Annotated in this window: 24 protein-coding genes; all 24 read left to right on the top strand. The window is 56.5% G+C overall.

Going from position 1 to position 24,286, the window contains the following annotated elements; translation table 11 throughout:
• The 24 genes from BED41_RS09825 to BED41_RS09710 all read left to right on the top strand — a co-directional run bounded on the left by BED41_RS09825 (window position 1) and on the right by BED41_RS09710 (window position 24,163).
• Window positions 1-243, top strand: a complete 243-nt coding sequence (locus BED41_RS09825; protein WP_066745432.1) for a (2Fe-2S) ferredoxin domain-containing protein — start codon at window positions 1-3, stop codon at window positions 241-243.
• A gap of 286 nt (window positions 244-529) precedes the next feature.
• Complete coding sequence (gene codB, locus BED41_RS09820; protein WP_066745431.1) at window positions 530-1,786, top strand: cytosine permease; 1,257 nt, start codon at window positions 530-532, stop codon at window positions 1,784-1,786.
• Window positions 1,787-1,821: 35 nt separating this feature from the next.
• Complete coding sequence (gene codA / locus BED41_RS09815; protein ID WP_066745428.1) at window positions 1,822-3,057, top strand: cytosine deaminase; 1,236 nt, start codon at window positions 1,822-1,824, stop codon at window positions 3,055-3,057.
• Window positions 3,058-3,329: 272 nt separating this feature from the next.
• Window positions 3,330-3,887, top strand: a complete 558-nt coding sequence (locus BED41_RS16955) for a PBECR4 domain-containing protein (protein ID WP_367593406.1) — start codon at window positions 3,330-3,332, stop codon at window positions 3,885-3,887.
• A 264-nt stretch (window positions 3,888-4,151) separates the two neighbouring features.
• Complete coding sequence (gene groES, locus BED41_RS09805) at window positions 4,152-4,442, top strand: co-chaperone GroES (RefSeq protein ID WP_066745423.1); 291 nt, start codon at window positions 4,152-4,154, stop codon at window positions 4,440-4,442.
• Window positions 4,443-4,477: 35 nt separating this feature from the next.
• Entirely contained in the window at window positions 4,478-6,124 is a 1,647-nt protein-coding gene (gene groL, locus BED41_RS09800; RefSeq protein WP_066745420.1) for a chaperonin GroEL, read from the top strand.
• Window positions 6,125-6,340: 216 nt separating this feature from the next.
• A complete protein-coding gene (locus BED41_RS09795; protein ID WP_229712287.1) occupies window positions 6,341-7,450 on the top strand; it encodes an ABC transporter substrate-binding protein in 1,110 nt (369 codons plus the stop codon).
• A 73-nt stretch (window positions 7,451-7,523) separates the two neighbouring features.
• Entirely contained in the window at window positions 7,524-8,366 is an 843-nt protein-coding gene (locus BED41_RS09790) for an ABC transporter permease (protein WP_066749203.1), read from the top strand.
• A gap of 1 nt (window position 8,367) precedes the next feature.
• A complete protein-coding gene (locus BED41_RS09785; protein WP_066745417.1) occupies window positions 8,368-9,174 on the top strand; it encodes an ABC transporter permease in 807 nt (268 codons plus the stop codon).
• Window positions 9,171-10,181 carry an ABC transporter ATP-binding protein gene (locus BED41_RS09780; RefSeq protein WP_066745414.1) on the top strand — a complete coding sequence of 337 codons (1,011 nt, stop codon included), beginning with the start codon at window positions 9,171-9,173 and terminating at the stop codon, window positions 10,179-10,181. The genes BED41_RS09785 and BED41_RS09780 overlap by 4 nt, the downstream gene beginning before the upstream one ends.
• 3 nt (window positions 10,182-10,184) lie before the next feature.
• A complete protein-coding gene (locus tag BED41_RS09775) occupies window positions 10,185-11,174 on the top strand; it encodes a PHP domain-containing protein (protein ID WP_066745412.1) in 990 nt (329 codons plus the stop codon).
• 454 nt (window positions 11,175-11,628) lie between these two features.
• Window positions 11,629-12,879: a type II secretion system F family protein gene (locus tag BED41_RS09770; protein WP_066745409.1), complete on the top strand. Its 1,251-nt coding sequence runs from the start codon at window positions 11,629-11,631 to the stop codon at window positions 12,877-12,879.
• A 259-nt stretch (window positions 12,880-13,138) separates the two neighbouring features.
• A complete protein-coding gene (locus BED41_RS09765; protein ID WP_066745406.1) occupies window positions 13,139-13,594 on the top strand; it encodes a prepilin-type N-terminal cleavage/methylation domain-containing protein in 456 nt (151 codons plus the stop codon).
• 468 nt (window positions 13,595-14,062) lie between these two features.
• Window positions 14,063-14,638: a hypothetical protein gene (locus tag BED41_RS09760; RefSeq protein WP_066745403.1), complete on the top strand. Its 576-nt coding sequence runs from the start codon at window positions 14,063-14,065 to the stop codon at window positions 14,636-14,638.
• A gap of 118 nt (window positions 14,639-14,756) precedes the next feature.
• Window positions 14,757-15,236 carry a hypothetical protein gene (locus BED41_RS09755; protein WP_066745400.1) on the top strand — a complete coding sequence of 160 codons (480 nt, stop codon included), beginning with the start codon at window positions 14,757-14,759 and terminating at the stop codon, window positions 15,234-15,236.
• A 356-nt stretch (window positions 15,237-15,592) separates the two neighbouring features.
• Complete coding sequence (pilM, locus tag BED41_RS09750; protein ID WP_066745397.1) at window positions 15,593-16,543, top strand: type IV pilus biogenesis protein PilM; 951 nt, start codon at window positions 15,593-15,595, stop codon at window positions 16,541-16,543.
• A 4-nt stretch (window positions 16,544-16,547) separates the two neighbouring features.
• Complete coding sequence (locus BED41_RS09745; RefSeq protein ID WP_066745394.1) at window positions 16,548-17,180, top strand: PilN domain-containing protein; 633 nt, start codon at window positions 16,548-16,550, stop codon at window positions 17,178-17,180.
• Window positions 17,177-17,713, top strand: coding sequence for a hypothetical protein (locus tag BED41_RS09740; RefSeq protein ID WP_066745391.1), 537 nt, complete (start codon window positions 17,177-17,179; stop codon window positions 17,711-17,713). The genes BED41_RS09745 and BED41_RS09740 overlap by 4 nt, the downstream gene beginning before the upstream one ends.
• Window positions 17,710-18,288: a hypothetical protein gene (locus BED41_RS09735; RefSeq protein WP_066745387.1), complete on the top strand. Its 579-nt coding sequence runs from the start codon at window positions 17,710-17,712 to the stop codon at window positions 18,286-18,288. The genes BED41_RS09740 and BED41_RS09735 overlap by 4 nt, the downstream gene beginning before the upstream one ends.
• The gene (locus BED41_RS09730) at window positions 18,255-20,108 is read left to right on the top strand and encodes a type II secretion system protein GspD (protein ID WP_066745384.1); all 1,854 of its coding nucleotides are present in this window, start codon (window positions 18,255-18,257) and stop codon (window positions 20,106-20,108) included. Before BED41_RS09735 ends, BED41_RS09730 begins: the two co-directional genes overlap by 34 nt.
• Window positions 20,109-20,120: 12 nt before the next feature.
• A complete protein-coding gene (locus tag BED41_RS09725) occupies window positions 20,121-21,839 on the top strand; it encodes a GspE/PulE family protein (protein ID WP_066745380.1) in 1,719 nt (572 codons plus the stop codon).
• Between the two features lie 10 nt (window positions 21,840-21,849).
• Window positions 21,850-22,923 carry a type IV pilus twitching motility protein PilT gene (locus BED41_RS09720; protein WP_066745378.1) on the top strand — a complete coding sequence of 358 codons (1,074 nt, stop codon included), beginning with the start codon at window positions 21,850-21,852 and terminating at the stop codon, window positions 22,921-22,923.
• Window positions 22,924-23,235, top strand: a complete 312-nt coding sequence (locus BED41_RS09715) for a hypothetical protein (protein ID WP_066745376.1) — start codon at window positions 22,924-22,926, stop codon at window positions 23,233-23,235.
• Between the two features lie 16 nt (window positions 23,236-23,251).
• Window positions 23,252-24,163: a hypothetical protein gene (locus tag BED41_RS09710; protein ID WP_066745374.1), complete on the top strand. Its 912-nt coding sequence runs from the start codon at window positions 23,252-23,254 to the stop codon at window positions 24,161-24,163.
• Window positions 24,164-24,286 lie beyond the last annotated feature (123 nt).

Genomic DNA, 24,286 nt, shown 5'->3' with positions numbered 1-24,286 from the left:
ATGGCCATAGTGAGAATATGTATCGGGACCTCCTGCTACCTCAAGGGAGCCTACAACGTGCTCCAGCTCTTTCAGCATGAGATCGAAGCGCGGGGACTGCACGACAAAATAGAGATCAGCGGCTCATTCTGCATGGGGCAGTGCCAGAACGACGTCTCCGTAGACGTGGACGGGACCGTCTACAATGTTTCGCCGGAGACCGCGTATAAATTCTTTGAGGAGACGATAATGCCGCGCCTGTGAAACATTGACGGCGGAACACCTGCGTAAATCCGTCATGGCGGATAAAACAAAATCTTTCAAACAGATAAATCGGTGCGAATAAGCGCCGCGGGCTAAATATAACCTGCCCCCTGAGAACCGAAAGCCGTATATCCACACGGCACTGGACGCTCAGGGGGCAAATTATGACGCATACGGTTTTTATCCGCACCGATTTGAGGCTACAAAAAAACGGCTTCGCGTAATATAATAGTCCGAGGTTTGTGTAACCGGTTGCATAGTTTATATTTGAAACGGAGAGTTTTTTATGAGTGAACAGACGACAGCGAAAAAAGTGATTGCGGACAGCGAGTGCTCTCTCTCCGCGGTGCCTGCCGCGAAAAAGGTGCAGGGACTCTGGGCGGCGATGGTTGTCCTCGTGGGCTTCACCTTCTTCTCGCCGAGCATGACCGCGGGCGGCAACCTCGGCATCGGGCTTACGCTCAACGGATTCCTCCTCGCGATGATCCTGGGCAACGCCTTCCTCGGCGTCTACTGCGGCCTGCTGGGGTACATCGGACAGAAGACGGGGCTCACGCTCGACCTGATGGCCCACCGTTCCTTTGGCGAAAAGGGCTCCTACCTGCCCTCCGCGCTCATCAGCTTCACGCAGATCGGCTGGTTCGGCGTCGGCGTCGCGATGTTCGCGATCCCCGTATCCGGGCTGACCGGCGGCCGGATTCCCGTCTGGGCGCTCATAATCATCACGGGAACGGTAATGACGGCCACCGCCTACCTGGGGATCAGGGCGCTCGCGGTACTTGGCTCGATCGCCGTTCCGCTGATCGCCGTTCTCGGCCTCTACTCGGTCGGCTGGGGGGTGGATAAGGTCGGCGGCTTCATGAACGTATTTGCCCAGATACCACAGAAACCGATCAGCCTCGCGACGGGCATCGCCATTGTCGTCGGCTCCTTCATCTCCGGCGGCACCGCGACGCCGAACTTTACCCGCTTCTCCAAGACGCCGCGCGTGGCGGTCCTTGCCACCGTCGTCGCCTTCTTTGTCGGCAACTCCGTCATGATGATCTTCGGCGCGGTCGGCGGAGCGGTGACAGGCGTCGCCGACATCTTTGACATCCTGATTCTTCAGGGGCTGGCCATACCCGCGATCCTCACCCTCGGGCTGAACATCTGGACCACCAACAACAACGCGCTCTATACGGCGGGTCTCGGCGTCTCGAACATCACCAAGATACCAAACAAGCCCCTCGTTCTGCTCAGTGGCGCGGCGGGAACCCTGACCGCAGTCTGGCTCTACTATAACTTCGTCGGGATGCTGAACCTGCTCTCCGGCATGATTCCCCCCGTCGGTGCGGTGCTCATCCTTCACTACTTCCTGCATAAAGATGAATACTACAAACCCGCCGTAAACGGTCCCGCGGTCAATCTGGCTGGCGTCCTAGCGGTGGCGGCGGGATCGCTGGTCGGCATCTTCGTCACCTGCGGCATAAAGCCCGTCAACTCGCTGGCCGCGGCGGCGCTGGTATTTCTCGTCCTCGACCGCCTGACCGCGAAAAAGAGCTAAAAAAACGAAAAATATCACGGAAGGAATGATTTCTGATGCTGATAAAAAACATATTTATTGAAAATTCCACAGAGGCGAAAGACATCCGCGTTACGGACGGCAAATTTGAAGAGATAAAGGCCGGTCTTGCCGCGCGCGGCGGGGAAGAGGTCGTCGACTGCACGGGAAAGATGGCGCTGCCGCCCTTCATCGAGAGCCACGTCCACCTAGATACCTGCCTCACCGCCGGCGATCCCGTCTGGAACATATCGGGGACGCTCTTTGAAGGCATCGAATGCTGGAGCAAACGCAAAGAAAAACTTTCAAAGAACGACGTCAAGGAGCGCGCGCGCCGCGCCGTGCAGATGCAGGCCGCGAACGGCGTGCAGTTCGTCCGCACCCACGTCGACGTGACCGACCCCTCGCTGGTGGCTATGGAGGGGATGCTCGAACTCAAAGAAGAGCTTAAAGACTACGTCGACATCCAGATAGTCGCCTTCCCGCAGGAGGGGATAAAAAGCTATCCCAACGGCGAGACGCTGATGGAAAACGCGGTTAAGATGGGGGCCGACTGCGTCGGCGCGATCCCGCATTTTGAATTTACCCGCGAATACGCCGTCGAGTCGGTCGACTTCTGCGTGAAGCTCGCGGAAAAATATGGCCGCCTCGTCGACGTCCACTGCGACGAGATAGACGACGAACAGTCGAAGGGGCTTGAAGTGCTCGCCTGCCGCGCCCTTGAAAGCGGCATGAAGGACATGGTGACGGCCAGCCACACGACGGCAATGCACAGCTACAACAACGCCTACTGCGGCAAACTCTTCCGCCTCCTGCGCATGAGCGACATAAACTTTGTCTGCAACCCGCTCGTTAATACGCATTTGCAGGGGCGCTTCGACACCTATCCCAAACGCCGCGGTGTGACGCGCGTCAAGGAGCTGCTCGCCAACGGCAACAACGTCTCCTTTGGCCACGACGACATCTTTGACCCCTGGTATCCGCTCGGCAGCGGCAACATGCGCGACGTCATCCACATGGGGCTGCACGTCTGCCAGATGATGGGCTATCAGGAGATAATGGATTCATACCGCCTCTGTACCCACAACGCGGCGAAGACGCTCCATCTCGGTGAAAGCTACGGCATCCGCGAGGGAAACCCCGCGAGCTTCATCGTCCTTGACGGTGACAACTTCTACAACGCGCTCAACAAAAAGGGCGAGATACTCTATTCATACAACAGGGGACGCCTCATCGCCTCCGCGGAACCGGCGGTAAGAAAGGTAATGTTTTAATTTAAAGGCCGGAAGAGGTATCTTTGACTTTCTCAAAGATGATGGGCGTCGGATTCATCTTATGGTATAATAAAGCCAGTTAAGAGCGGGTTTTCCCGTGGAGCGTTGATATGCAGGGTCGTGCCGGCGTTCGGTTCTGCTTGTAGCTTTAATGGGTTCGCACATAACCACAAGCCGGATAGGATTTTTATCCAAAAAGGAAAGTGCCGAAGGCTTCGCATATATGCGGAGCCTTTGTTATTATAAATGCAGAGGCTTTAAGGAGTGTTCTTATGGATATCTTATCTCGGGCCGCAGAAGCATTTAATAGACTTTTGTCAATATCATATTCTTTCTTCATTGTAGATAAGGGCTGTAAATCAGAAATAATCCTGAATTTTGCCGCCGGTGATTTTTTGCATCTCAGCGGAATCCATTATCTGGCGGGCAACATGTACAGAGACAAGAAAAGATTTTTTGAGGATGCCCTGCGGGGACGGATTCTATACAGCGACCTTTGGAAAACGGCCCAAAAGAGTAATATGCCGGTCCCATACGACATAGAGAGCCGAATATCTCTGTTGACAGACCTCGAAAATTTTCTGGAACTGCCTCTTGAAAAACTCAAAATACAGAGACACGCAAACGCGCGCAGCAAAATAAAGGCCGATTACATGTTTTATCAGTACAGGTCGTTTGAACCGCTTGAGATATCGTACGCGTTTACCATAAAAAGGAATCCCGGAGAGACATATTGCTGTAATTCGTTGTTCACGTCGCCGGATAATTCCTATATCAGCCGCAAGAGCTGCATAATTGAAAAAAGAGAGCGGCATGGGCCGCGGCTGTAATAAAAATACGAAAACTTGACATAAAACCATCACGGATTAAGTAATTATCCGTAAGATTTAATTAAGTCAAAAGTTTTTATGAATAATTGAGTAAATCGAAGATAAAGCAATATTACAGAGTGAAATAAAAAATATTTGGCTATAATCATATTTGAGAAAAGCGCCGGCAGTCATTAAAATTTCAGGCGTAAAGAAAATTAGCACTCAACGAAAGTGAGTGCTAACACGAAAAACCGCTTTAAAAATTACAGGAGGGATCTCTTAATGAAACTTAAGCCACTTGGAGACAGAATCGTAGTAAAGGCAGCGCCGAACGAAGAGAAGACAAAGGGAGGCCTCGTGCTTCCGGATACAGTGAAAGAGAAGCCCGTCGAAGGGATCGTCGTGGCGGTCGGAGCCGGTAAGGTTCTTGACAACGGCTCACGTCAGCCGATGGAAGTCAAAGTTGACGACAAGGTCATCTACAGCAAATATTCAGGAACCGAAGTCAAGGTCGACGACGAGACATACCTCATTATCGGTGAAAGAGACGTTCTCGCGGTAGTCGAGAAGTAATTAAGACAGATAGATAAACGGGAGGAATAAAGATTATGGCAAAGACACTGCTTTTCAGAGAAGACGCACGCCGCTCAATGGAGCGCGGAATCAATAAAGTCGCGGATACCGTAGGAATCACCCTTGGCCCCAAGGGACGCAACGTCGTCCTGGAGAAGAAGTTCGGCTCGCCGACCATCACCAACGACGGCGTGACGATCGCGAAGGAGATCGAGCTCGAAGATCCGTTCGAGAATATGGGCGCCCAGCTCATCAAAGAGGTAGCCTCTAAGACCAACGACGTAGCCGGTGACGGTACCACGACGGCCACGGTGCTCGCCCGCGCGATGATCCGCGAGGGAATCAAGAACGTAGCGGCCGGCGCGAACGGCATGCAGCTCCGCAAGGGTATGGAAGACGCGACCGCGGTCGTCGTTGAAGAGCTCAAGAAGCAGGCTTCGCCCGTCAAGGGACACAAGAAGACCGCGCAGGTAGCCGCCATCTCCGCCAACGACAAGAAGGTCGGAGAGCTCATCGCCGAAGCGATGGAGAAGGTCGGCGAAGAGGGCGTCATCACCGTTGAAGACAGCAAGAGCCTCGGCACGACGCTGGAGACCGTCGAGGGACTCCAGTTCGACAAGGGCTACCTCAGCCCCTACATGATCACGAACCCCGACCGTATGGAAGCCGTACTCGACGACGCGAACATCCTCATCGTCGACGGAAAGATCTCAAACGTGAAAGATATGCTCCCCGTCCTTGAAAAGAGCGTCCAGCTTGCGAAGCCGCTCCTCATCATCGCCGAGGACGTCGAGGGCGAAGCGCTGGCGACACTCGTCGTCAACAAGCTCCGCGGAATACTCCAGGTCGTAGCCGTCAAGGCCCCCGGCTTCGGCGACCGCAGAAAGGCGATGCTCCAGGATATCGCCACCGTGACCGGCGCGACGGTCATCAGCGAAGAGGTCGGACGCAAGCTTGACAGCGCCGACGTCGCAGACCTTGGCCACGCGAAGAAGATAAAGGTCACCAAAGAAGACACGACGATCGTCGAGGGCGCGGGAGATTCCACGGCCATTAAGGACCGCGCCGCGCAGATCAAGAAGGAACTCGCCGACTCCACCTCGGAGTACGACAAAGAGAAGCTCCAGGAGCGTCTCGCGAAACTTGTCGGCGGCGTAGCGGTCATCCAGGTCGGAGCCGCGACGGAGACGGAGCAGAAGGAACTCAAGCTCCGCATAGAGGACGCGCTCAACTCAACGCGCGCCGCGGTTGAAGAGGGCATCGTCCCCGGCGGCGGAGTGGCGCTCGTCGGCTGCACGAAGGTTCTTGACAAAGAGATCGCGAAACTTGAGGGCGACCTCCGTACCGGAGCGCAGATCGTACGCAAGGCGCTCACCGAGCCCCTCTACCTCATCGCCCACAACAGCGGCATGCAGGGCGACGTCATCATCGAAAAGGTCAAGACCCTCAAAGAGGGACAGGGCCTTGACGCGACGACCGGCGAATATGTCGACATGATCGAAGCGGGCATCATCGACCCCGTGAAGGTCACCCGCTCGGCTCTCCAGAACGCATCCTCGATCGCGGCGATGATCCTCACCACGGACGCCGTCGTTGCCGACAAGCCCGAGAAGAAAGACACCCTCGGCGACATGGCCGGTGGAATGGGCGGCATGGGTGGAATGGGCGGCATGGACTACTAAGTCCGGCGGCAAAACCCACAGCTCAATAAGCAGATACAAAAGCCGGAGACACCAGTCTCCGGCTTTTTCTTATCCTCATTTAATTTGATGAAAAGAGGCCGCGCGGCCTCTTTTTTTTACGCTTACATTTTCGTTGCGTTTATAAAACCTTTCCTTTACTCCCGTTTTTTATAATAAAACTGCTTTGGAAAACATATGGGAAAAGGAGAAATTATTTTGAACAGGAAAGTTATGATCGGAGCGGCGGTTGCCGTCGTAATTATCGCGGTATTCGCCTTTACGCAGATGCAGCCGGGCAAAGAGAGCGCCGGCAAGGTTGACCTCAACAGCCTCACCGTCGCGGAACTTCAGAAAAAGGCGCAGGAAGAGGGCCGGGTGGAATCTGTCGGTATGCCCGACTCATGGGCGAACTGGGTAGGGACCTGGACGGACCTCAAGGATAAATTCGGTATCGAGCACGCCGACGTGGACATGTCCTCGGCGGAGGAGCTGGCGATCTTCGAGGCGGAGAAAGAAAACGCCACGAAGGACATCGGCGACGTGGGGCAGTCCTTCGGACCGCTCGCGGAGAGCAAAGGGCTCACGCTTCCCTACAAGACGAGCTACTGGGACGAGATTCCCGAATGGGCGAAGGACGACAACGGCGACTGGCTGATCGGCTACTACGGGACCATCGCCGTCATCACCAACAGGAAACTCGTTCCCAACCCGCCGAAATCATTCGCCGACATCCTCGAGGGCGAATATATGGTGACCCCAGGCAACGTCGCGCAGGCGACGCAGGCTCAGTGCGCGCTGCTTGCGGCGGCGATCGCCAACGGCGGCTCGGAGACCAACCTCCAGCCGGGCTTCGACTTCTTCAGGAAACTCGCCGAGCAGGGACGCATCGACATGGGCGAGCCCAACGTCGCGCGCCTCGAAAAGGGCGAGATAGCCTGCTACTTCGTCTGGGACTACAACGCGCTCGGCTACCGTGACCAGTTCAAGGCAAACAACCCCGAAGCGGAATATGACGTCTGCATCCCCGCCGACGGCTCCGTGCAGAGCGGCTACGCGACGATAATCAACGCCTACACGAAACGCCCGCACGCCGCGGCCTTCACGCGTGAATACATCCTCAGCGACGCCGGTCAGATAAACCTCGCGCGCGGCTACGCGACGCCGATCAGAGGCAGTGTGGAGCTTCCCGACGACGTAAAGGCTAAGATGCTCCCGTCGGAACAGTACGCGAAGGCGCGCCCCATCTCGGACTTCAAGGCCTGGGAAGAGGCGGCCAAGAGTCTGGGGACAAAATGGCAGGAAGAGGTAATGGCCTACGCGAAGTAGAGCGCTGATGATAAAGGGAGGCCGCTGCTATTCCGCGGGCTCCCTCTTTTTTACGACGATTGGAGAGAAACTCTTGAATAACAGCAAAAAGACCTACCTTGCCGCGCTGCTTCCCTTCGCCGCCGTGGTGCTGCTCTTCGAGCTGATGCCGGTGGCGGGCGTCGTCATGCGGAGCTTCATGGAGGAGAACGGCGGCGGCCTCACCCTCACGCACTACGCCTCGATTTTCACTAAAAGGCTCTATCGCGTCGCGGTGATGAACAGCCTCTGGGTGGCGGCCGCCTCGTCGCTTATCGGCCTCTTTGCCGCCTTCTGGGGCGCGAAAAGCTGTCGCGAGGCGAAGCCGGGGACGAAGAACATATTCCTCAGCGTGCTGAACATGACCTCGAATTTCTCTGGCATCCCGCTTGCCTTTTCATACATAATCCTCTTCGGCAACGTCGGCGTGCTCGTGATGTTCGGCAAAAACCACGGCATCGAGGCGCTTGCGAACTTCAACATTTACAGCATCAGGGGGCTGCTGCTCTGCTACATCTACTTCCAGATCCCGCTCGCGACGCTGCTTCTGATCCCCGCCTTCGACGCGCTCAAAAAGGAGTGGCGCGAGGCGGCGGCGCTCCTTGGCGGCGGCGCGGCGGCATTCTGGCTGCGGGTCGGCCTGCCGAACCTGCTTCCGAGTCTGCTCGGGACCTTCAGCATCCTCTTCGCGAACGCGATCGCCGCCTTCGCGACGGCCTACGCGCTGATGCAGAACAACTTCCAGCTGCTGCCGATAAGGATATCGGAGCAGTTTGTCGGCGACGTCGTGCAGCGTAAGGAGTTCGGCTCCGCGCTTGCCGTCGTGCTCATGCTGATGATGGTGGCGACGATCGCCGCGAACGGCATGATACTTAAAAAGAGAGGCGGGAGGGGCTGAGATGAGAGGCGGAAAGGGCAGCTCCATAATCCTCTGGGCCATTGTGCTCTATCTGCTGATACCGCTATTCATGACGCTCGTCTACTCCCTCTTCACCGAATGGATGGACGTGCTGCCGAAGGGCTTTACGCTTAAATACTACGCCGTGATCTTCAGGGACGCCGCCTTCTGGCAGGCGCTCGCGCGGACGGTCGTCATCTCGATAGTACCCGTCATCGCCGCCGCGGCGATGATCCTGCTTGCGATGTACGTCGTCGTGGTATACCTGCCGTGGCTCGACAAATACCTGCAGATAATCTGCACCATACCGTATGCGGTGCAGGGCGTCATCCTGCCGGTCAGCGTCCTCTCCCTCTACGCCGGAGCGCCCGCGCCCCTCTCGAACCGTATCGCCATGCTCACCTTCACCTACTGCGTGGTAATACTCCCCTACATGTACCAGGGGATTAAAAACAGTCTGATAAGCGTGGACGCGCCGAGGCTGCTCGAGGCGGCGCAGATGCTGGGGGCCGATAAATTCTTCGCCTTCTTCAGGATTATCGTCCCCTGCATGCTCTCCGGCGTCGTCATCTCCTCGATGCTCTCCGTCGCCCTCATCTTCGGGGATTTCGTCATCGTCAACACCATCGGCGGCAGCTACTATTCCACCGCGCAGATGTACCTGCTCAAAAAAATGTTTATCTCCGGGCAGGTTACGAGCGCGGTGATCATCGTACTCTTCGTCGTCACCCTCGCCATCTCGGCGGCGGTATTCTGGCTCAAATCCAAGACCGTGGAAATCGGCGCAAAGGAAGGAAAAAAGGCATGAGTTATATAAAATTTGAAAAAATAGTGAAAAAATATGGCGATAACACCGTACTGCGTGATGTCAGCCTCACGGTGGAGCGGGGAGAGCTCGTGACCCTGCTCGGCCCCTCCGGCTGCGGTAAAAGCACCCTGCTGCGCTGCCTCGCTGGACTTGAGCAGGTCAGCGGCGGCCGCATATACGTTGACGGCAGGGACGTCACCTACACCGACCCCAAAGACCGCCAAATAGGAATGGTCTTCCAGCAGTACAGCCTCTTCCCGAACATGAACGTCTTTGAGAATATCGCCTTCGGCCTGCGGATGAAAAAAATGCACATCGAAGACATCCGCGGCAAGGTCGCGAAGGCGGTGGCGATGGTAGCCCTTGAGGGAAAAGAGAACGCCATGCCCGCGCAGCTCTCCGGCGGCCAGCAGCAGCGCGTCGCGCTCGCGCGCTCCATCGTCACCGAGCCGAAGGTGCTGCTGCTCGACGAGCCGCTCTCGGCGATAGACGCGAAGCTGCGCAAGTCGCTGCAAAAGGAGATCCGCCGCATACAGCGCGATATGGGCATCACGACCATCTTCGTCACTCACGACCAGGACGAGGCGATGGTGATGTCCGACGTGATACACCTCTTCAACGCCGGCAGGGTGGAGCAGTCCGGCAGCCCGATAGAGATGTACACGCAGCCGGAGACGAGCTTCGCCGCCAGTTTCATCGGCAACTACAACATCCTCTCGAGCGCGGAGTTCGCCTCGATGACGGGGCGGCTCTACGCCGAATCGCACGAGGTCGCCATCCGCCCTGAGACCGTCGAGCTGTCGTCCGAATTCGCGCCCGTAGACGGGGCCTACCAGTTCCAGGGGAAGATAATCGACCAGACGCCGCGCGGCAACGTGCTGCGCTACAAGATTGAGGCGGGCGGCATGGAGATAGTCTCCGACACCCTCTTCCGCAGCCGCGCGCTCTTCGCGAAGGGCGACCGCGTCCATATCACGATCATGAACCGCAACTGTATCAGGCTGTAGACGATGGATATCAGAGGATTCTCGGAAAAGGGTGCCTGGTACAAAGGCAACCTCCACAGCCACACGACGAACTCCGACGGTATGCTGACGCCGGGGGAGTCCGCGGCGCTCTTCAAAAGCCGCGGCTACTCCTTCCTCTGCATAACCGACCACGACCGCTATTCTGATTACAGCGGCGAGCTGGGTGATGAAAACTTCCTCATCCTGCCCGGTTACGAGGCCTCGGCGGTCCTTTACAGCGGCATCACGCTGCGCCGCCGTATCAAAGTGCACCACGTGAACGCGATCCTCGGAACCTCCGAAATGCAGCGCCGGGCGGTCTGCGGACGTCCCGAACACCTTGAATTCCTGCCCCAGCGGGTCTTCTTCGGCAGCTGGAACGGCGCGGCGGTGCTGCAGGAGATGGTCGGCCGCATGGAGAGGTGCGGTTTTATCGCGATGTACAACCACCCGGTCTGGTCGCGGGTCTCCGAATATGAATTTACCGGCACGCGCGGCCTCTTCGCGATGGAGATATTCAACTACAACACCGTCAACGAGAGCGGCACGGGCTTCGACACCCTGCACTGGGACCTCATGCTGCGCGAGGGGAGGCGTATCCTCGGCGCGGCGACCGACGACAACCACAACGAGGGCAAATTCGACGACGCCTGCGGCGGCTGGATAACGGTGAAGTCCGAGCGTCTCACGCACGACGAAATAATCACAAATATCCTCGCGGGCAACTACTACTCCTCGTCCGGCCCCGAAATATACGACTGGGGCGTGAAAAACGGCCGGGCCTTCGTCTCCTGCGGCGCTGTCAGCCGGGTGAATTTCATCGCCGGCGGCTGTGTCAACGACGGCGCCTCCGTGCTCTGCGGCTCGCCTGACGAGACGATGGAATACGCCGAATATAAACTCAGCGGCAGCGAAAGCTACCTGCGCGCCGAATGTATCGACAGATACGGCCGCACCGCCTGGACGAACCCGATATTTTTGCGGGAGCAGTAGGAGAGGAAAATTTTGGGGTGGATTGTCACGCTGAATGTAGGTCGAGAACCATAGGAATAGGATAAATTTCGATTTAGCTTCTGCCCTTGTAGCCTCCCTCTCCGAGGCGGCCAGGGAGCCGAAATCTTTGGTAAATCGCAATTTATCTCTTTTCCCATCCGAAGGAAATCGGCGTTTAGAAGTGCGAGTTGCTAAATGAAATGGGGGCTCCGATACCGTAACCGTATCTTCATACGGTGAGGATTCGGAGACCCCATTTTATGACGCAAATCGTGCTTATAAACGCCTATTTATCTCTTTTCCTCTCTCGAAGCCAAACCTCTGTTTATCATTTTTAGTCTATCATCTATGGTCAGGCGCCTTCGTTTCTGGTTTCCGCACTCTTTCATTTGACTTTTTTCAATAATGATTATATTCTCTCAAACAGAAGCGCTTACAGCGGGAGTTGGTTTTGATGGAGTTTTACTATGACGCGAAAGACCGGAGCGGCAAGACTATAAGCGGCACGCATAACTCGCCGGGGGAGCAGGAGCTGCTTTCGTGGATTCGCGGCAACGGCTGGGTCCCGCTCAACGTCTCACAGCACAGGGAGATATCCCTGACCGTTCCCGGCGATAAACTCGCGGACAGCGCCGCGAAGGAGCGCAGCGAATTCTGGGACCTCTCGCCGCGCATCAGGCTGCGCGACAAGCTCGTATTCTTCCGCCAGCTCGCGACGATGATCGCCGCCGGCATCCCCGTGACGGCCTCGCTCGCGATCCTCACAGAGCAGACGCAGAACCGGCGCTTCCGCAGCGTGCTCACGCGCGTCTACAAACGCGTCAGCGCCGGTACGACGCTCGGCAGCGCCCTTGCGGAGAACCCCAAATGCTTCGACGCGATCACGATACCGCTCGTGCGCTCCGGCGAGGAGTCCGGTACGCTTGACATGAGCCTCGCGAAGATCGCCTCCTTTATGGAGGACCAGGAAAACCTCCGCAAAAAGATCATCTCGGCGATGACCTATCCGACGGTGGTCATCTGCATCGCGCTGCTCGTCCTCGGCGTGATGGTCGCCGTCGTCGTCCCGCAGTTCGAGAAGGCCTTTGGCAATCTCAATATAGAGCTTCCCACACTTACGCTGATGACATTTAAATTCGGCCGCTGGATGCAGCATAACTGGTATGTTATCCCGCTCGTTATTATCGTGGCCGCTATTCTTCTCAGGCAGCTGCGTAAGATGAAGTCGATGAAGATGCCGGTCGATACCCTTTTATTGAAGATACCGATCTTCGGCGACATCATCTTCAAGGCCTCGCTGACGCGCTCCTTCCGTACGATGGGTTCGCTGCTGCGCTCCGGCGTCCCCGTGCTCTCCTCGCTGGAGATGACGGCCGAGGTCGCGGGCAACGAGAGGATAAAGCGGGGCTTCCTTGAGATGCGCGACGGCGCCTCGATGGGCAGGGCTCTCAACGCCGTCGTGCGCGAGAAGAAGCTCTTTCCGCCGATGATCGGCCACATGATCGCCGTCGGCGAGGAGACGGGCCGCACCGACGAGATGCTCGAGAAGATCGCCGACTGGTATGACGCGGAGCTATCGGAGAAGATCAAGCGCCTCAGCTCGATACTCGAGCCGGTGATGGTCGTCTTCGTCGGCATCATCGTCGGCTTCATGGTGCTCGCCATCTTCCTGCCGATCATCTCCGCGATTAACGCATTCATGTAAATTCAGTAAAAAACACTTTTGATTTTTAGTAAAAAGAGCTTCACTTTTATTAAAATTAATATTATAATGGTGTGGGCCATATTATGGCCCTGTATTTATATGTCAATGGAATTATAAAAATAGAGTTATCACTGTAAGGAGGGATATGCGGGGAGAGCATATCTGTCATAATCAAGGGGGATCGGAAGGCGAGTCCGGTCCGTGTCGGGTGGGCGCGCGCACGGTATTTGGCAAAACTACCTTAGGAGGAAAAATTTAAATGAAAAAAATGATTAAAAAATACCGTAAAGCGAAGGGCTTCACCCTTGTGGAACTGCTCATCGTCATAATCATCATCGGTATTCTGGCCGGTATGATGATGCTTTCGACAGGTGCGGCAACAGATAAAGCTGAAGCGGTGAAAATTGTTTCTAACTTGCGTAATATAAAATCAGCATGTTTGATGTACTATGCAGATCATAGTGAGTGGCCGACGGCTGATACCCCCGATGCGAGTATCGACGTATACCTTGATGCAACGAGGCCGAAGTCTTACGATATAAAGAAGGGCACTGGTGGAACAGAAGGAGCTCTTGTCGTTGTTTATGATCAGCCCTCTGGAGGTGTAGCGACAAAATTAGGTGAGATGGCTGAAGACTCTGGGCTCATTGCAGATACTGCTGTTTCTAGCGATTATAAGGGATCAGGCGTTGTTGGTATGATAATAAGAAAGTAGATCAAGTCATATTTTTATAAATTTGGGGCTGTTGGTAGTTTTATACTAACAGCCTTACATTTTTATCTACTACTATAAAAACATTTCTATAAATACAAAAATTTTTGAGTTGCGCTAAAATTTTCTTAGAAAAACTGTGGCGTAGAAAACTAAAAATACCTCCACATCAACACCTATGCATAACTCTACAGCCTTTGTTCTCACACAATGCGTAGCTAATCTTTTGTCCTATCACTTACCTTGTATTGACTGTTTTAGACTGATAGTTTGTATGTGGTTTGTTGAATGGATGTATTTCTTTGCGCTAGTTTTCTGTACCCAGTTAAACAGGCAATCTTTTCCGTCTTTCCACCTACCCCAATAAAAGCATTCCTACAAACGTAAAAAACTGCCGTGCCGCTAGAATCTTTATCAAAGATAAAGACAGGACGGCCCGTCAAGGGGCCGTCTCAAAAGGAGCGGATAAAGATGTCGGAAGAGATCAAAAAAGAGGAGACGCGAAACGTCTCAAAGGATAAGGACGAACAGGGCGAGTATATGGTCAAGGAGCCCGTCGCGAAGCCGCTGTGGAACCGCACGGCGATGGTGATATTTTTTATCGCCGCCTTCGCGCTCGTCGGCGTCTGGTATTTGGCCGCGGAGCGGGAGAATAACAGCGCCTCGGCGCACGATATTGTGAAGAATATGAACCAGATCAAGGCCTTGACGCTGATGGTCTTCTCAAACCCCGCCAACTGGGAGCTCTTTCCGGTCGGTTCGAAGATCAAGTTCACCGACGATTTCAGCGATGATATCGGCCTCGGCGGCGAGATAGAGCGGCCATTTACGAAGGACATCACAAAATACGAGGTGATTCACACTCCTGAGGGGCTCTTTGTCGCCTATCAGGGCGACGCCTCTGAGAGCGGCGTACTGCGCGAGCTGGAGAAGATGAGCAAGGCCGAGGGGCTATATAAGACGGCCTCGGTCGAGGACGGCTATTACAATGAGAGCGGCGCGGCGCCGGTCTATATGCTGATCAAGATCGATCCCGCGCGGAACTGATTCAGGAGCAAAAGCACAGGCGCGAGGGCCGCGCCGCTTCACCGCGGCGGTCTTTGCTTCGCCGCGTTCGAGAGCGGAGCATCGGCCTCGGAGCGCCTGAGAGAGGAGAATGGATAGGATGAACAGAGAAAAGAGACGTGCCGGCATGATCGTCGTTGGACTTGCTGTCGTGATCTTCGGAGGCTTCGTCTATTATTCAAACACGAATATGAGGGCCTCGGCGGATGCCCATAGGATCGCCGCCGATATGAGCAACCTCAGAGCGGCGGTCTTTGCCTATTATTCGGAGACCGGCTCCTGGCCGCGGGCGGTGGCCGAGGTGCAGAATAACGAGATCTCTCATGTCGGCATCGATACGGAGGGGCTCTCCGTGGTAAACGACGACGGCGCGCTCTTCGTTAAGTATGACGGCGCGGAGACGGCCCTTATCCCCGAGAGGGGGAACCGCGTCGCGGCGGAGCTTGCCGCGCTGAGGAGTGAAGACCGCCTCTACGCGGAGCCGACGAAGAATCCCGCGGCCGCGCCGGATTACGCGGGCGGCACGAGCGTTTATATGCTGATAAAGACAAAAGATTATAACCCGAACAGTCAATTTTGATCTATAATACGCGAAGGCGGTTTTCGCACGCGCACGCCGCAGGCGTGCGCGTTTCCTGTTTATATCTGCGGCGATGTTAGTTTTAATTGTATAGTGACGTTATTAAAAGTACTGTAGAATGGTCTATAACATAAAACATAGTTTTTGTAAAGGTAAAAATTACCGTCGCTAAATTCATTTTTTCTGCTGTGGTCTTTGCGCAACATTTTCGAAAAATATTTTTATTTAAATTTTAAAAATCCCTTTTTTTAAGGGTTTTTATTATATAATGAGGCGGCGGGATCGTTGTCGACAGCAATGTCCCGCATGCGTTTTATCTATTTTTTAGCGCCAACGGCGCTTTATGGAGGAGTCCTATGGGCTTTTTTTCAAAGAAAAAGACAATATCCGCCGGTCTTGTGCTGGATGTTGGAAGCTTCCGCTACCTATCTATCGAAGGCGGGGACGGCTTTTATAATGTTGTCGATTCCCTGTCAGGAAGTATCCCGGCGGAATACGGCTCTTCGGAGGACCCCTTCTCTGATTCCGGGGGATACCTGGGTTCGGTCTTCGACTATATCGCGAAATCCGCCGGCGGTTTCAATGTCGCGGTGAATTTCGCCCTGCCGGTGACGGAGTCGCTGCTGCGTATCGTCAATCTTCCGGGGATGACGCTCGCGGAGGCGCGCATGGCCTTTCGCTATGAATTCGAAAATTATTTCCCCTTTCCCGAAAAGGACGGCGTCTATGATATCGCGGAGATCGAGTATCCAGTGCGCGAGGATCTTTCCGAGAAACGTTTCCTCGTCGCCGCCGCCCGCAGGCCGCTGGTCGAAAATATTTCCCGCGCCGCCGCGGCTCACGGCATCAGGCTCGCCGCCCTGGAGCCCTCTCAGATCGCCCTTGAGCGCGCCGCTAATCCGCCGGTGGCGATTGACGCGGGCTGCGCCTATATCTACGCGGGAAATCTGCGTTCGGTTCTGATTCTCTCCTGGAAGGGCTGCGGGATATTTTACCGTAATATCTCCTCCGGCTTCGGCGCGGATATCCTTGACGGAGGTTTTGAGAGCGAGGCTTACAGAGAGCACGCCTTCTCCTTTGTCCGCGAGATACGTTCCTCGCTGCAGTTCGCGATGTCGCAGAACCGCTCCTTCAGCGCCGATTCGATTTACCTTTTCGGCCCCGGGGCCTCTTCTTATCTCTGCGGCCTTCTTAAGGAATCGACGTCGATGGAATCGGTCATGCTCATAGACCCGATGAAGGTCCACGGCATCAGCTTCGAAAATAACGGCGGCTGGGACATTGCCGTCGGACTTGCGCTGAGGTGAGGCCATGGTCGTAAAACTTGATCTTCGTACAAATAAGCAGGAACAGCAGGCGGAGCAGGAGAGAAGCCCGCGCCATTATATTCTCTTCTCACTCGCGGCGCTCTTTTTTATCTCTTCGCTGCTTGTGTTCGCTATGGGCGGCTACCGGCTCTATGCGATAGGCTCTGCCAGGAGGGCGATGGCGGAGGGCGTTGCCGCCGACAATGAAAATCTAAAGCTGATGGAGACGGAACTTGCCCGCCTGACGAAGGAGAGCGGCGCCGTCGAAGAGAAGCTGGATTTTGTCCTAGACGACGTGCCCTCCGTTGAATTTCTCTATGAGCTTGGGGAGAGGACGGTCGACGGCGTCGTCGTCGAATCGCTGACGATGAACCGCGAGAGCGCCTCGCTTAAGGGCGTGGCCTTTGCCGACGAAGAGGTTTTGGAGTTCGGCGACGGGCTGCTCGCGGCCTCCTGCGTTAACAGCGTCTCCCTCCCGGTGATCACCCCCACACAGCGCAGCGGCGCGAATCTCAAGGCCTTTTCCATCGAGCTGAAGCTCAATCCTCTGCAAAAGGTAGTGCTTGAGGGCGGGATGGCCGGACAGGAAAAGGGAGTCCGCTCCGAAGATGCGCGCGAGGAGGCGGGAACCAGATGAAGAATATTGAGATAACGGAGCTGAAACGTGAGCAGATATTGATCGTAGTCGCCGTCGTACTGCTGCTGATCGCCGCGCAGCTGTTTATGATGAAGGGCGTGAACGGCGGCGTTGCTGAACTCTCCTCCGCCTCGCAGGAGGCGCAGGTGCTGAAGGCTACGGTCGCGGCGCGCTCCAACGCCGTCATCCAGTACAAGTCCACCGTGAAGATAGACGGCAAAGAGCTGCCCACGGCGATTGAATCGCAGAACAAGTTCTATTCCGTGCTGCTGAATCTGCTTTCGACGCAGGGATTTGGCGAGGCCAACGTGACGAAGGCCGATGAGAAGGAGGGCGTCGTCTCCTTCAGCGTCTCCGGCGAGGCCAATTATAACGAACTGCTGCGCCTGCTCGCCTCTTTCCGGCAGGGAGCCTATCTGATGAGGATTTCGCAGCTCTCTCTCGAGGGGCTGCGGGAAAATAATGTCAAGTACAGCTTTACTGTCGCCGCCAAGATCGGCGGCGCGCTGAAAGAGGAGGAGGCGGCGAAATGAGATCAATATCGCTGAAAGAGCTCTTCCGTCAGATGCGCCTGAACGAGGCGGCGCGCTCCCCCGAGGAACGGAAAAAGGAATATATCTTCGTATTGCTTCTGTTCGTATTTTTCGCGGCGGCGGTCTTTACGATGCGCAATTTTATCGCGATGAACGGCATCACCGCAGATGGAGAGGATCTTTCCTCGCAGCAGATGCCGCGCGGCAATCAGGCTCTGGAGTCGGCGAAGGCGCTCAACGCGAAATACGAGGCTTTCCGCAAGATGCGAGAACAGAGCCCCGAGCTTGTCGCGCTCTCCGACGCCATTGGGCGTTCGCCGGTGGCGGCGGTCGTGCCTTCGCCCTCTCTCGCCGCGGATACGAGCGTGCCGGAGTTTGTGCCGACGGTGACGATAAAGGGGCTTGTGGTGCTCGGCGGCAGCACGATCTGCACGCTTGACATAGACGGCGAGGAGTCGGGACAGATATTCAAGCCGGGGATGACCTTCGGCGGCGGAAAGGGAAAGATCCTTTCCATAGATTCAAAAGGAGTGAGCTGGAGATGGGCAAACAAAAATCACCGCACGGACTTATAAATTATAGAGCCCTGACGGCCCTGTTTTGCGCCGTCCTCTTCGCGGCGGCCATGCCGGGACTAGGCGAGGCCGCCGCCACCGAGGCGCGCAGGCTGGACGATCAGAGGCCGGTTATCGAGGGTATGCGGATGCATCAGGTGGGAGCGACGGAGATGATGATCGAGCTGCGCGGCACGAAGCTGCCGCTGCCGACGGCGGTAAGCTCCGACAACGCCGCGACGCTGGTCTTCAGCGATACGCGTTTCCCGCGCGACACGGACCGCAAGAACTGGTGGGACGAGTTTGAATGGGATATCTTTAAGCTGAATCTCAAAAAGAGCGAGGAGTGGACGCAGCGCTATGACTTCCCGCTCATTGAGCAGGTGCGCGTCACCTCGAACGACCAGCAGGGGATTACGATGAACTTTATCGGTCCGAAGCCGCTGGTGCTGAAGGATATCTCCGGTATGCCGGGCTCCGACAGTCTGCGGATCATGCTTGAGAGCCCGAGGGATATCACGCCGCCGCCGCTGATCCCGAAACCGCGCCCCGTTCCCGCCGGAGACCCGCTCTCCATTTCGACGCCCGTTACCCTGGAGCTGCGCGAGGTCTCTGTGCGCGAGGTATTCCGTATGCTCGCGAAGCTCAAGGACTTGAATCTTGTGCTCGACGCCTCCGTGCCGGAGACGCCGATGACCTTTTCCTTCAAGAATACCCGTTTCGGCGAGGTATTCGCCTATATGCTGCGCATGAACGAACTTTCATATTCTTTGGTCGGCAAGACGCTTGTCGTCGGCACCGCCGACAGTATCGGCAAGACGCTGGGACAGAATCAGACGCGTCAGTATAAGGTGGCCTACGCCGAAGTGACGAAGATGCCGGCGATAATCATGGGGCTTGTGCCTCTGCCGAAGCCGCCCGTCGTTGACGAACGGCTGCGTTCGCTCTATATTACGGCGACGCCGGAGCAGCACCGCCAGATAGAGACGCTGATAAACCGCGTCGACCATCCCGGCAGACAGGTGATGATCGAGGCGCGCCTCATTGAGATAAACGACGGCGCGCAGCAGGAGATCGAATCGATGATCGCCGCGGTCTACAAGGGCTGGATATTCACCTACGGCGCGACGGGGCTGGGCACGCGCTATACGTATGGCAATAAAGACGACTATTCTAATATTAAGAATCCAACGGGAACGACTACGCAGGGTGAATTGCCGATCGTTGGCGGCGGCACCGATTCGAAGTTCCCATCCAATATTGTCGATCCGGCGATGAAGATGCTCGACGCCGGACTCCGCGCGATGGAGTCGGACAATAAGGGTAAGGTGCTCGCCTCTCCCTCCGTCGTCGCCCTAGACGGACAGAAGGCCTCCGTCAAGCTGACCCATAATTATCTCTACCAGTCCGGCGTCGACGACAACGGCAACCCTGAATTCTCGAACCAGGAGACGGGGCCGACGCTTGAATTTACGCCGACGATGGGGCGCGACGGCTTCCTTACCATTAAGATGAAGATATCGACCGGCGAGATCATCGCCTTCCGGCGCTCCGGCGACTCCGAAGCCCCCGAGACGACGAAGCGCGAGGTCGACACACAGGTACGCGTCCGCAACGGCGAGATATTCGTCATCGGCGGCCTCTATCAGGAGAACAAGACGAACAATATCACGCGCGTGCCGATACTCGGATATATCCCGCTGCTCGGCGAACTATTCAAGTCGCGCACGTCAAAACATGTAAAGTCGCAGATGGCCTTCATCGCCATCCCCTATATCCTGGACATCCCAACCGGCGCCGCCGAAGTGCTCGACATGCCTGATGTCAGCCTTTACCAGTAAGGGGGCGGCACTATGGCCCGCCAGCAGATAAAGGTCATCCGGCTCGGAGAGCTTCTGCTCAACGCCGGCGTGATATCGCAGGAAAATCTTAACGCCGCGCTCGCGGAGCAGAAGGTCTCGCATCTCCGCCTCGGGGAGATCCTGATAAAAGAGGGTTATCTGACGGAGAACCACCTCGCGGAGGCTCTCTGCACGCAGCTGGACCTTGAGGCCGTCTCTCTCGTAAAGATGCGCCCGCAGCAGGAGGCTCTGTCTCTCGTCCCGGAGAATGTGGCGACGCGCCTCAACCTCCTGCCGCTTCAACTCATCGGCGACGACAGGATTGTCGTGGCGATGGCCGACCCGATGGATACCTACGCGGTAGACGAACTTTATCTGCTCACTAACAGGGAGATCGATATCCGCGTCGCCACCTCCACGGACATCCATAAGGCCCTCGTCAGCTATTACCGGGTACAGACCAGCGTCCACGACGCGATGGCCGACGTCATGAAGCAGGAGCAGGCGGTACAGTCCGCTCCCAACATCGTCACCGTTTCACAGACGACGGCGCAGGACGTCACGAATATCGCCGCCGACGCCGCGCCCGTCGTGCGTCTTGTGAACAGTATTCTTGAGCAGGCTGTGCGCGAAAAGGCCTCCGACATCCACATCGAGCCGACGGAATCGATGACGCGCGTGCGTCTCCGTATCGACGGCACGCTCTTCAGCAATATAGAGATTCCCAGTAACCTCCACCTGCCGCTCATCGCCCGTATCAAGATTCTTTCGGGGATGGATATCGCGGAAAAGCGGCGTCCGCAGGACGGACGAATCCTCATCAAGGTCGCGGGCTCGCGTATCGACCTGCGCGTTTCGACGCTTCCCTCCATTTTGGGTGAGAAGGTGGTGCTGCGTCTGCTGGACCAGAGCAACGACCGCATCGGGATGGAAAGGCTCGGATTCGGCGACACACAGCGGGAGCTGCTGCACGAGGCGATCATGGCCTCCAACGGCATCGTACTCGCCACGGGGCCGACCGGCTCCGGCAAGTCGACGACGCTCTATTCGCTGCTGGAGATATTGAACGACCCTTCTAAGAATATCATCACGCTTGAGGACCCGGTCGAATTTACGATCGCCGGTCTCACCCAGATACAGATCAACGAGAGGATCGGGCTTACCTTCGGGAGCGCCCTGCGCTCGATTCTGCGCCAAGACCCCGACATAATAATGGTCGGAGAGATCCGCGACACGGAGACCGCGCAGCTCGCGGTGCGCGTCGCGCTTACGGGACATCTCGTCCTCAGCACGCTCCATACGAACGACGCGCCGACCGCCGTCAACCGTCTTGTCGACATGGGAGTGCCGCGCTTCCTTCTGGCCTCCTCGCTGCGCGCCGTGCTCGCCCAGCGCCTTGTGCGCAGCCTCTGTCCGCACTGTAAAGAGAAGCTCTTTGTCAACGCGGCGATGGAGGCGGAGACGGGCATCCCCGCCGGTACGATGGTCTACGGCCCGAAGGGCTGTCCCGAATGCCGCTTTACGGGTTACAAGGGACGCACGGTGATCGCCGAGATCATGCCGGTGGACAACACGCTGCGCGCGATGATAAACGACGGCGCTTCGGAACAGGAGCTGCGCGACTACTCGCGCCGTTTTGGAATGATAACGCTGCGCGAGGACGCGCGCCGCAAGGTGGAAGAGGGCATTACTAGCATCGACGAGATGCTCTTTACGACGATCATAGATTAGGAGCCTGCCAATGCCGGGATTTGTTCTGAAAGATACCCTGATAAGGGGAATAAACAGCTGCGCGAGCGACGTGCACCTCAGCGTCGGCGATGTGCCGATGCTGCGAATAGATGGAAATCTTGTGCGTATCCCCGACGCCCAGCCGCTGACGGCGGAGGAGATGCGCGAGGCGGTGCGCGAACTGCTGACGGAGAGCCAGATCGAACGCTTCGACGATGAGCGGGAATATGATTTCAGCTTCAGCCTCGACATGGGGGTAAAGGAGCAGCGTTTCCGCGCCAACTTCTCTCACGAAAAGGGACATCCCGCGCTCGCGCTGCGCGCCATCACCGCCAACATCCGTACGATGAAGCAGCTGGGGCTGCCCGACGACCTCAAGGTGATGACGCAGAAGAACAACGGTCTTTTTCTTGTCACGGGGCCGACCGGCTCCGGTAAGTCTACGACGCTTGCGGCGATCATCCAGGAGATAAATCTCACACGTTCCGTACATATCGTGACGATAGAGGACCCGATAGAATACCTCTATACCTCGGAGGTGGCGCTCATCCACCAGCGTGAGCTTGGCCGCGATACAAAGACCTTCGCCGAGGCGCTGCGCCGCGCGATGCGCCAGGACCCCGACGTCATCATGATCGGCGAATTGCGCGACCTTGAGACGATATCCGCCGCGATCACCGCCGCTGAGACGGGACATCTCGTGCTCGCGACGCTTCACACACGCGACGCGGCCCAGAGTATCGACAGAATAATAGATGTCTTTCCCCCATATCAGCAGCAGCAGATACGCATTCAGCTCTCTTCGATGCTGCTGGGCGTCTTGTCGCAGCAGCTGATTCCGCTCGAGGGGATATCGGGAAGGACGGTAGCGACGGAATATCTCGTCGCGACCAACGCCGTACGCAACTATATCCGCGAGGGAAAGAGTTCGCAGATAAAGAATGTCATCCAGACCGGTTCGTCTCTTGGCATGCATACGATGGACCAGGATCTTGCCCGCCTCTGCCGGGACGGCATGATCGGCAGAAAAGAGGCGCTGGGCCACGCCTATGATGTGGAGAGTTTTAACCGCTATATGATGTAGATGGGACGCCGCCGTGGCTCTCTGCTCGCGGAGGCGGTCGTCGCGCTTTTTTTCGCGTTCTCTTTTTTTATCGCCGCCACATCGACGATCACCGCCGCCGCGAGGCAGGCCTCGCGCGGAATTTTGTCGATCGAGGCTGAAAGGCGGGTGGAGGAGTTTATCGCCGTTCTCGCCTCCGGCGGCGCTGACGAGCTGGCGGAGTTTGAGGCGGAGCGTCGTGTGATACCCGGCGGCGTCGCCGTGAGGCGCTATCGTTTCCCTGCCGGGGATGGGAGGTGGGTATCCGTTGTCTGGCCTGAAAAGCGGCAATAGAAGAGGCGCGTTTACATTGGTTGAGTGTCTCGCGGCGCTCACGCTGGCCTCTTTCATCCTTTCTCTGTTCTTTACGCCAGTTAAAAACGCCCTCTACGCCTATCGTCTGTACAACGACCGCCGGATCGCCGAATCACGCATCTGCACGGTCGGCGCTGTTTTGCGGATACCGGTCTTTTATTGTGCGTTGGGAATTCCCCTTGACGCCGGCGAATACAAGAAGAGCTTTGGCTCGAATCTGTCGTCGCCCTTTAGCTGGAACGGCCCGATATCAGTCATACAGGGAAGGGACGGCAAGGCTGACGGTTGTCTGCGTCTCGCCTATGGCTGCCCCGAACCCTGCCGAACGCTGCGGGAGTACAACGCCGGGAAGGCAGACTCATCCTTTCGCTTCGACGCTGCGGCGAACCAAAATTATTTCGCCCTCGACCTCCATGACAAGAGCCAGTCGGTCAAGAACTGGGTGCTCTTTGAAAACTGCGTTCCCCGGCGCACGCCGCTTGTCGTGACGCGGGCATCCGGCTCCGAGCTCCAGCTTAAAACGCTTTCGGCCGACGAAGCCGTCGTTCCAAAGGGAGACAGGCTGCTGCTCTTTCGCGCCGTGGAGTGCTGGGCGCTGAATGACAGGCTTTATACGAAAGATTTTCGTACGACCGGCGATCAGCCGCGCGAAAACGGCGTCTGCGATATCCGCTTTTATCTGAACGACGACAGGAGCCGGCTGACGGTCTGTCTTATCGTGCGCGGCGACGACGATTCTCTCGCCCCCGGGCGCGTCGTCGGCGCGGAGAAGTGCCCGGAGGAGCTGCTCTCGCAGTGGCGCGGACGTTCGCGGTATGTCCTTTACTGCGCCAGGTTCACCTGGCCGATATTAAATAACCGCGCCCAGCAGCTCCGCGGAATGGCGTATAATGGAGGAAATGCGTAAGTTAGCCCTTTTGGCCGATATTCTTTGCCCATAATATTTGATAAGTTAACACATTTTATGTTATGATTTTGTAGCATAGTCAGGAAATGATATATGTGGGCATGAGTATGCTCATACGAGTAC

Source organism: Cloacibacillus porcorum (assembly GCF_001701045.1).
GTDB lineage: Bacteria > Synergistota > Synergistia > Synergistales > Synergistaceae > Cloacibacillus > Cloacibacillus porcorum.
The sequence above is the reverse complement of the archived record's forward strand: the minus strand, read 5'-3'. Positions and strand labels throughout refer to the sequence as shown.

Bases quoted from the DNA above. Each gene is read 5' to 3' on its own strand.
- BED41_RS09760 (WP_066745403.1), top strand. From the start codon at position 14,063: ATGTCGGAAGAGATCAAAAAAGAGGAGACGCGAAACGTCTCAAAGGAT.
- BED41_RS09725 (WP_066745380.1), top strand. From the start codon at position 20,121: ATGGCCCGCCAGCAGATAAAGGTCATCCGGCTCGGAGAGCTTCTGCTC.
- BED41_RS09745 (WP_066745394.1), top strand. From the start codon at position 16,548: ATGGTCGTAAAACTTGATCTTCGTACAAATAAGCAGGAACAGCAGGCG.
- codB (WP_066745431.1), top strand. From the start codon at position 530: ATGAGTGAACAGACGACAGCGAAAAAAGTGATTGCGGACAGCGAGTGC.
- BED41_RS09775 (WP_066745412.1), top strand. From the start codon at position 10,185: ATGGATATCAGAGGATTCTCGGAAAAGGGTGCCTGGTACAAAGGCAAC.
- BED41_RS09780 (WP_066745414.1), top strand. From the start codon at position 9,171: ATGAGTTATATAAAATTTGAAAAAATAGTGAAAAAATATGGCGATAAC.
- BED41_RS09755 (WP_066745400.1), top strand. From the start codon at position 14,757: ATGAACAGAGAAAAGAGACGTGCCGGCATGATCGTCGTTGGACTTGCT.
- pilM (WP_066745397.1), top strand. From the start codon at position 15,593: ATGGGCTTTTTTTCAAAGAAAAAGACAATATCCGCCGGTCTTGTGCTG.
- BED41_RS09825 (WP_066745432.1), top strand. From the start codon at position 1: ATGGCCATAGTGAGAATATGTATCGGGACCTCCTGCTACCTCAAGGGA.
- groES (WP_066745423.1), top strand. From the start codon at position 4,152: ATGAAACTTAAGCCACTTGGAGACAGAATCGTAGTAAAGGCAGCGCCG.
- BED41_RS09735 (WP_066745387.1), top strand. From the start codon at position 17,710: ATGAGATCAATATCGCTGAAAGAGCTCTTCCGTCAGATGCGCCTGAAC.
- BED41_RS09785 (WP_066745417.1), top strand. From the start codon at position 8,368: ATGAGAGGCGGAAAGGGCAGCTCCATAATCCTCTGGGCCATTGTGCTC.
- BED41_RS09730 (WP_066745384.1), top strand. From the start codon at position 18,255: ATGGGCAAACAAAAATCACCGCACGGACTTATAAATTATAGAGCCCTG.
- BED41_RS09720 (WP_066745378.1), top strand. From the start codon at position 21,850: ATGCCGGGATTTGTTCTGAAAGATACCCTGATAAGGGGAATAAACAGC.
- BED41_RS09715 (WP_066745376.1), top strand. From the start codon at position 22,924: ATGGGACGCCGCCGTGGCTCTCTGCTCGCGGAGGCGGTCGTCGCGCTT.
- BED41_RS16955 (WP_367593406.1), top strand. From the start codon at position 3,330: ATGGATATCTTATCTCGGGCCGCAGAAGCATTTAATAGACTTTTGTCA.
- BED41_RS09765 (WP_066745406.1), top strand. From the start codon at position 13,139: ATGAAAAAAATGATTAAAAAATACCGTAAAGCGAAGGGCTTCACCCTT.
- BED41_RS09740 (WP_066745391.1), top strand. From the start codon at position 17,177: ATGAAGAATATTGAGATAACGGAGCTGAAACGTGAGCAGATATTGATC.
- BED41_RS09770 (WP_066745409.1), top strand. From the start codon at position 11,629: ATGGAGTTTTACTATGACGCGAAAGACCGGAGCGGCAAGACTATAAGC.
- codA (WP_066745428.1), top strand. From the start codon at position 1,822: ATGCTGATAAAAAACATATTTATTGAAAATTCCACAGAGGCGAAAGAC.
- groL (WP_066745420.1), top strand. From the start codon at position 4,478: ATGGCAAAGACACTGCTTTTCAGAGAAGACGCACGCCGCTCAATGGAG.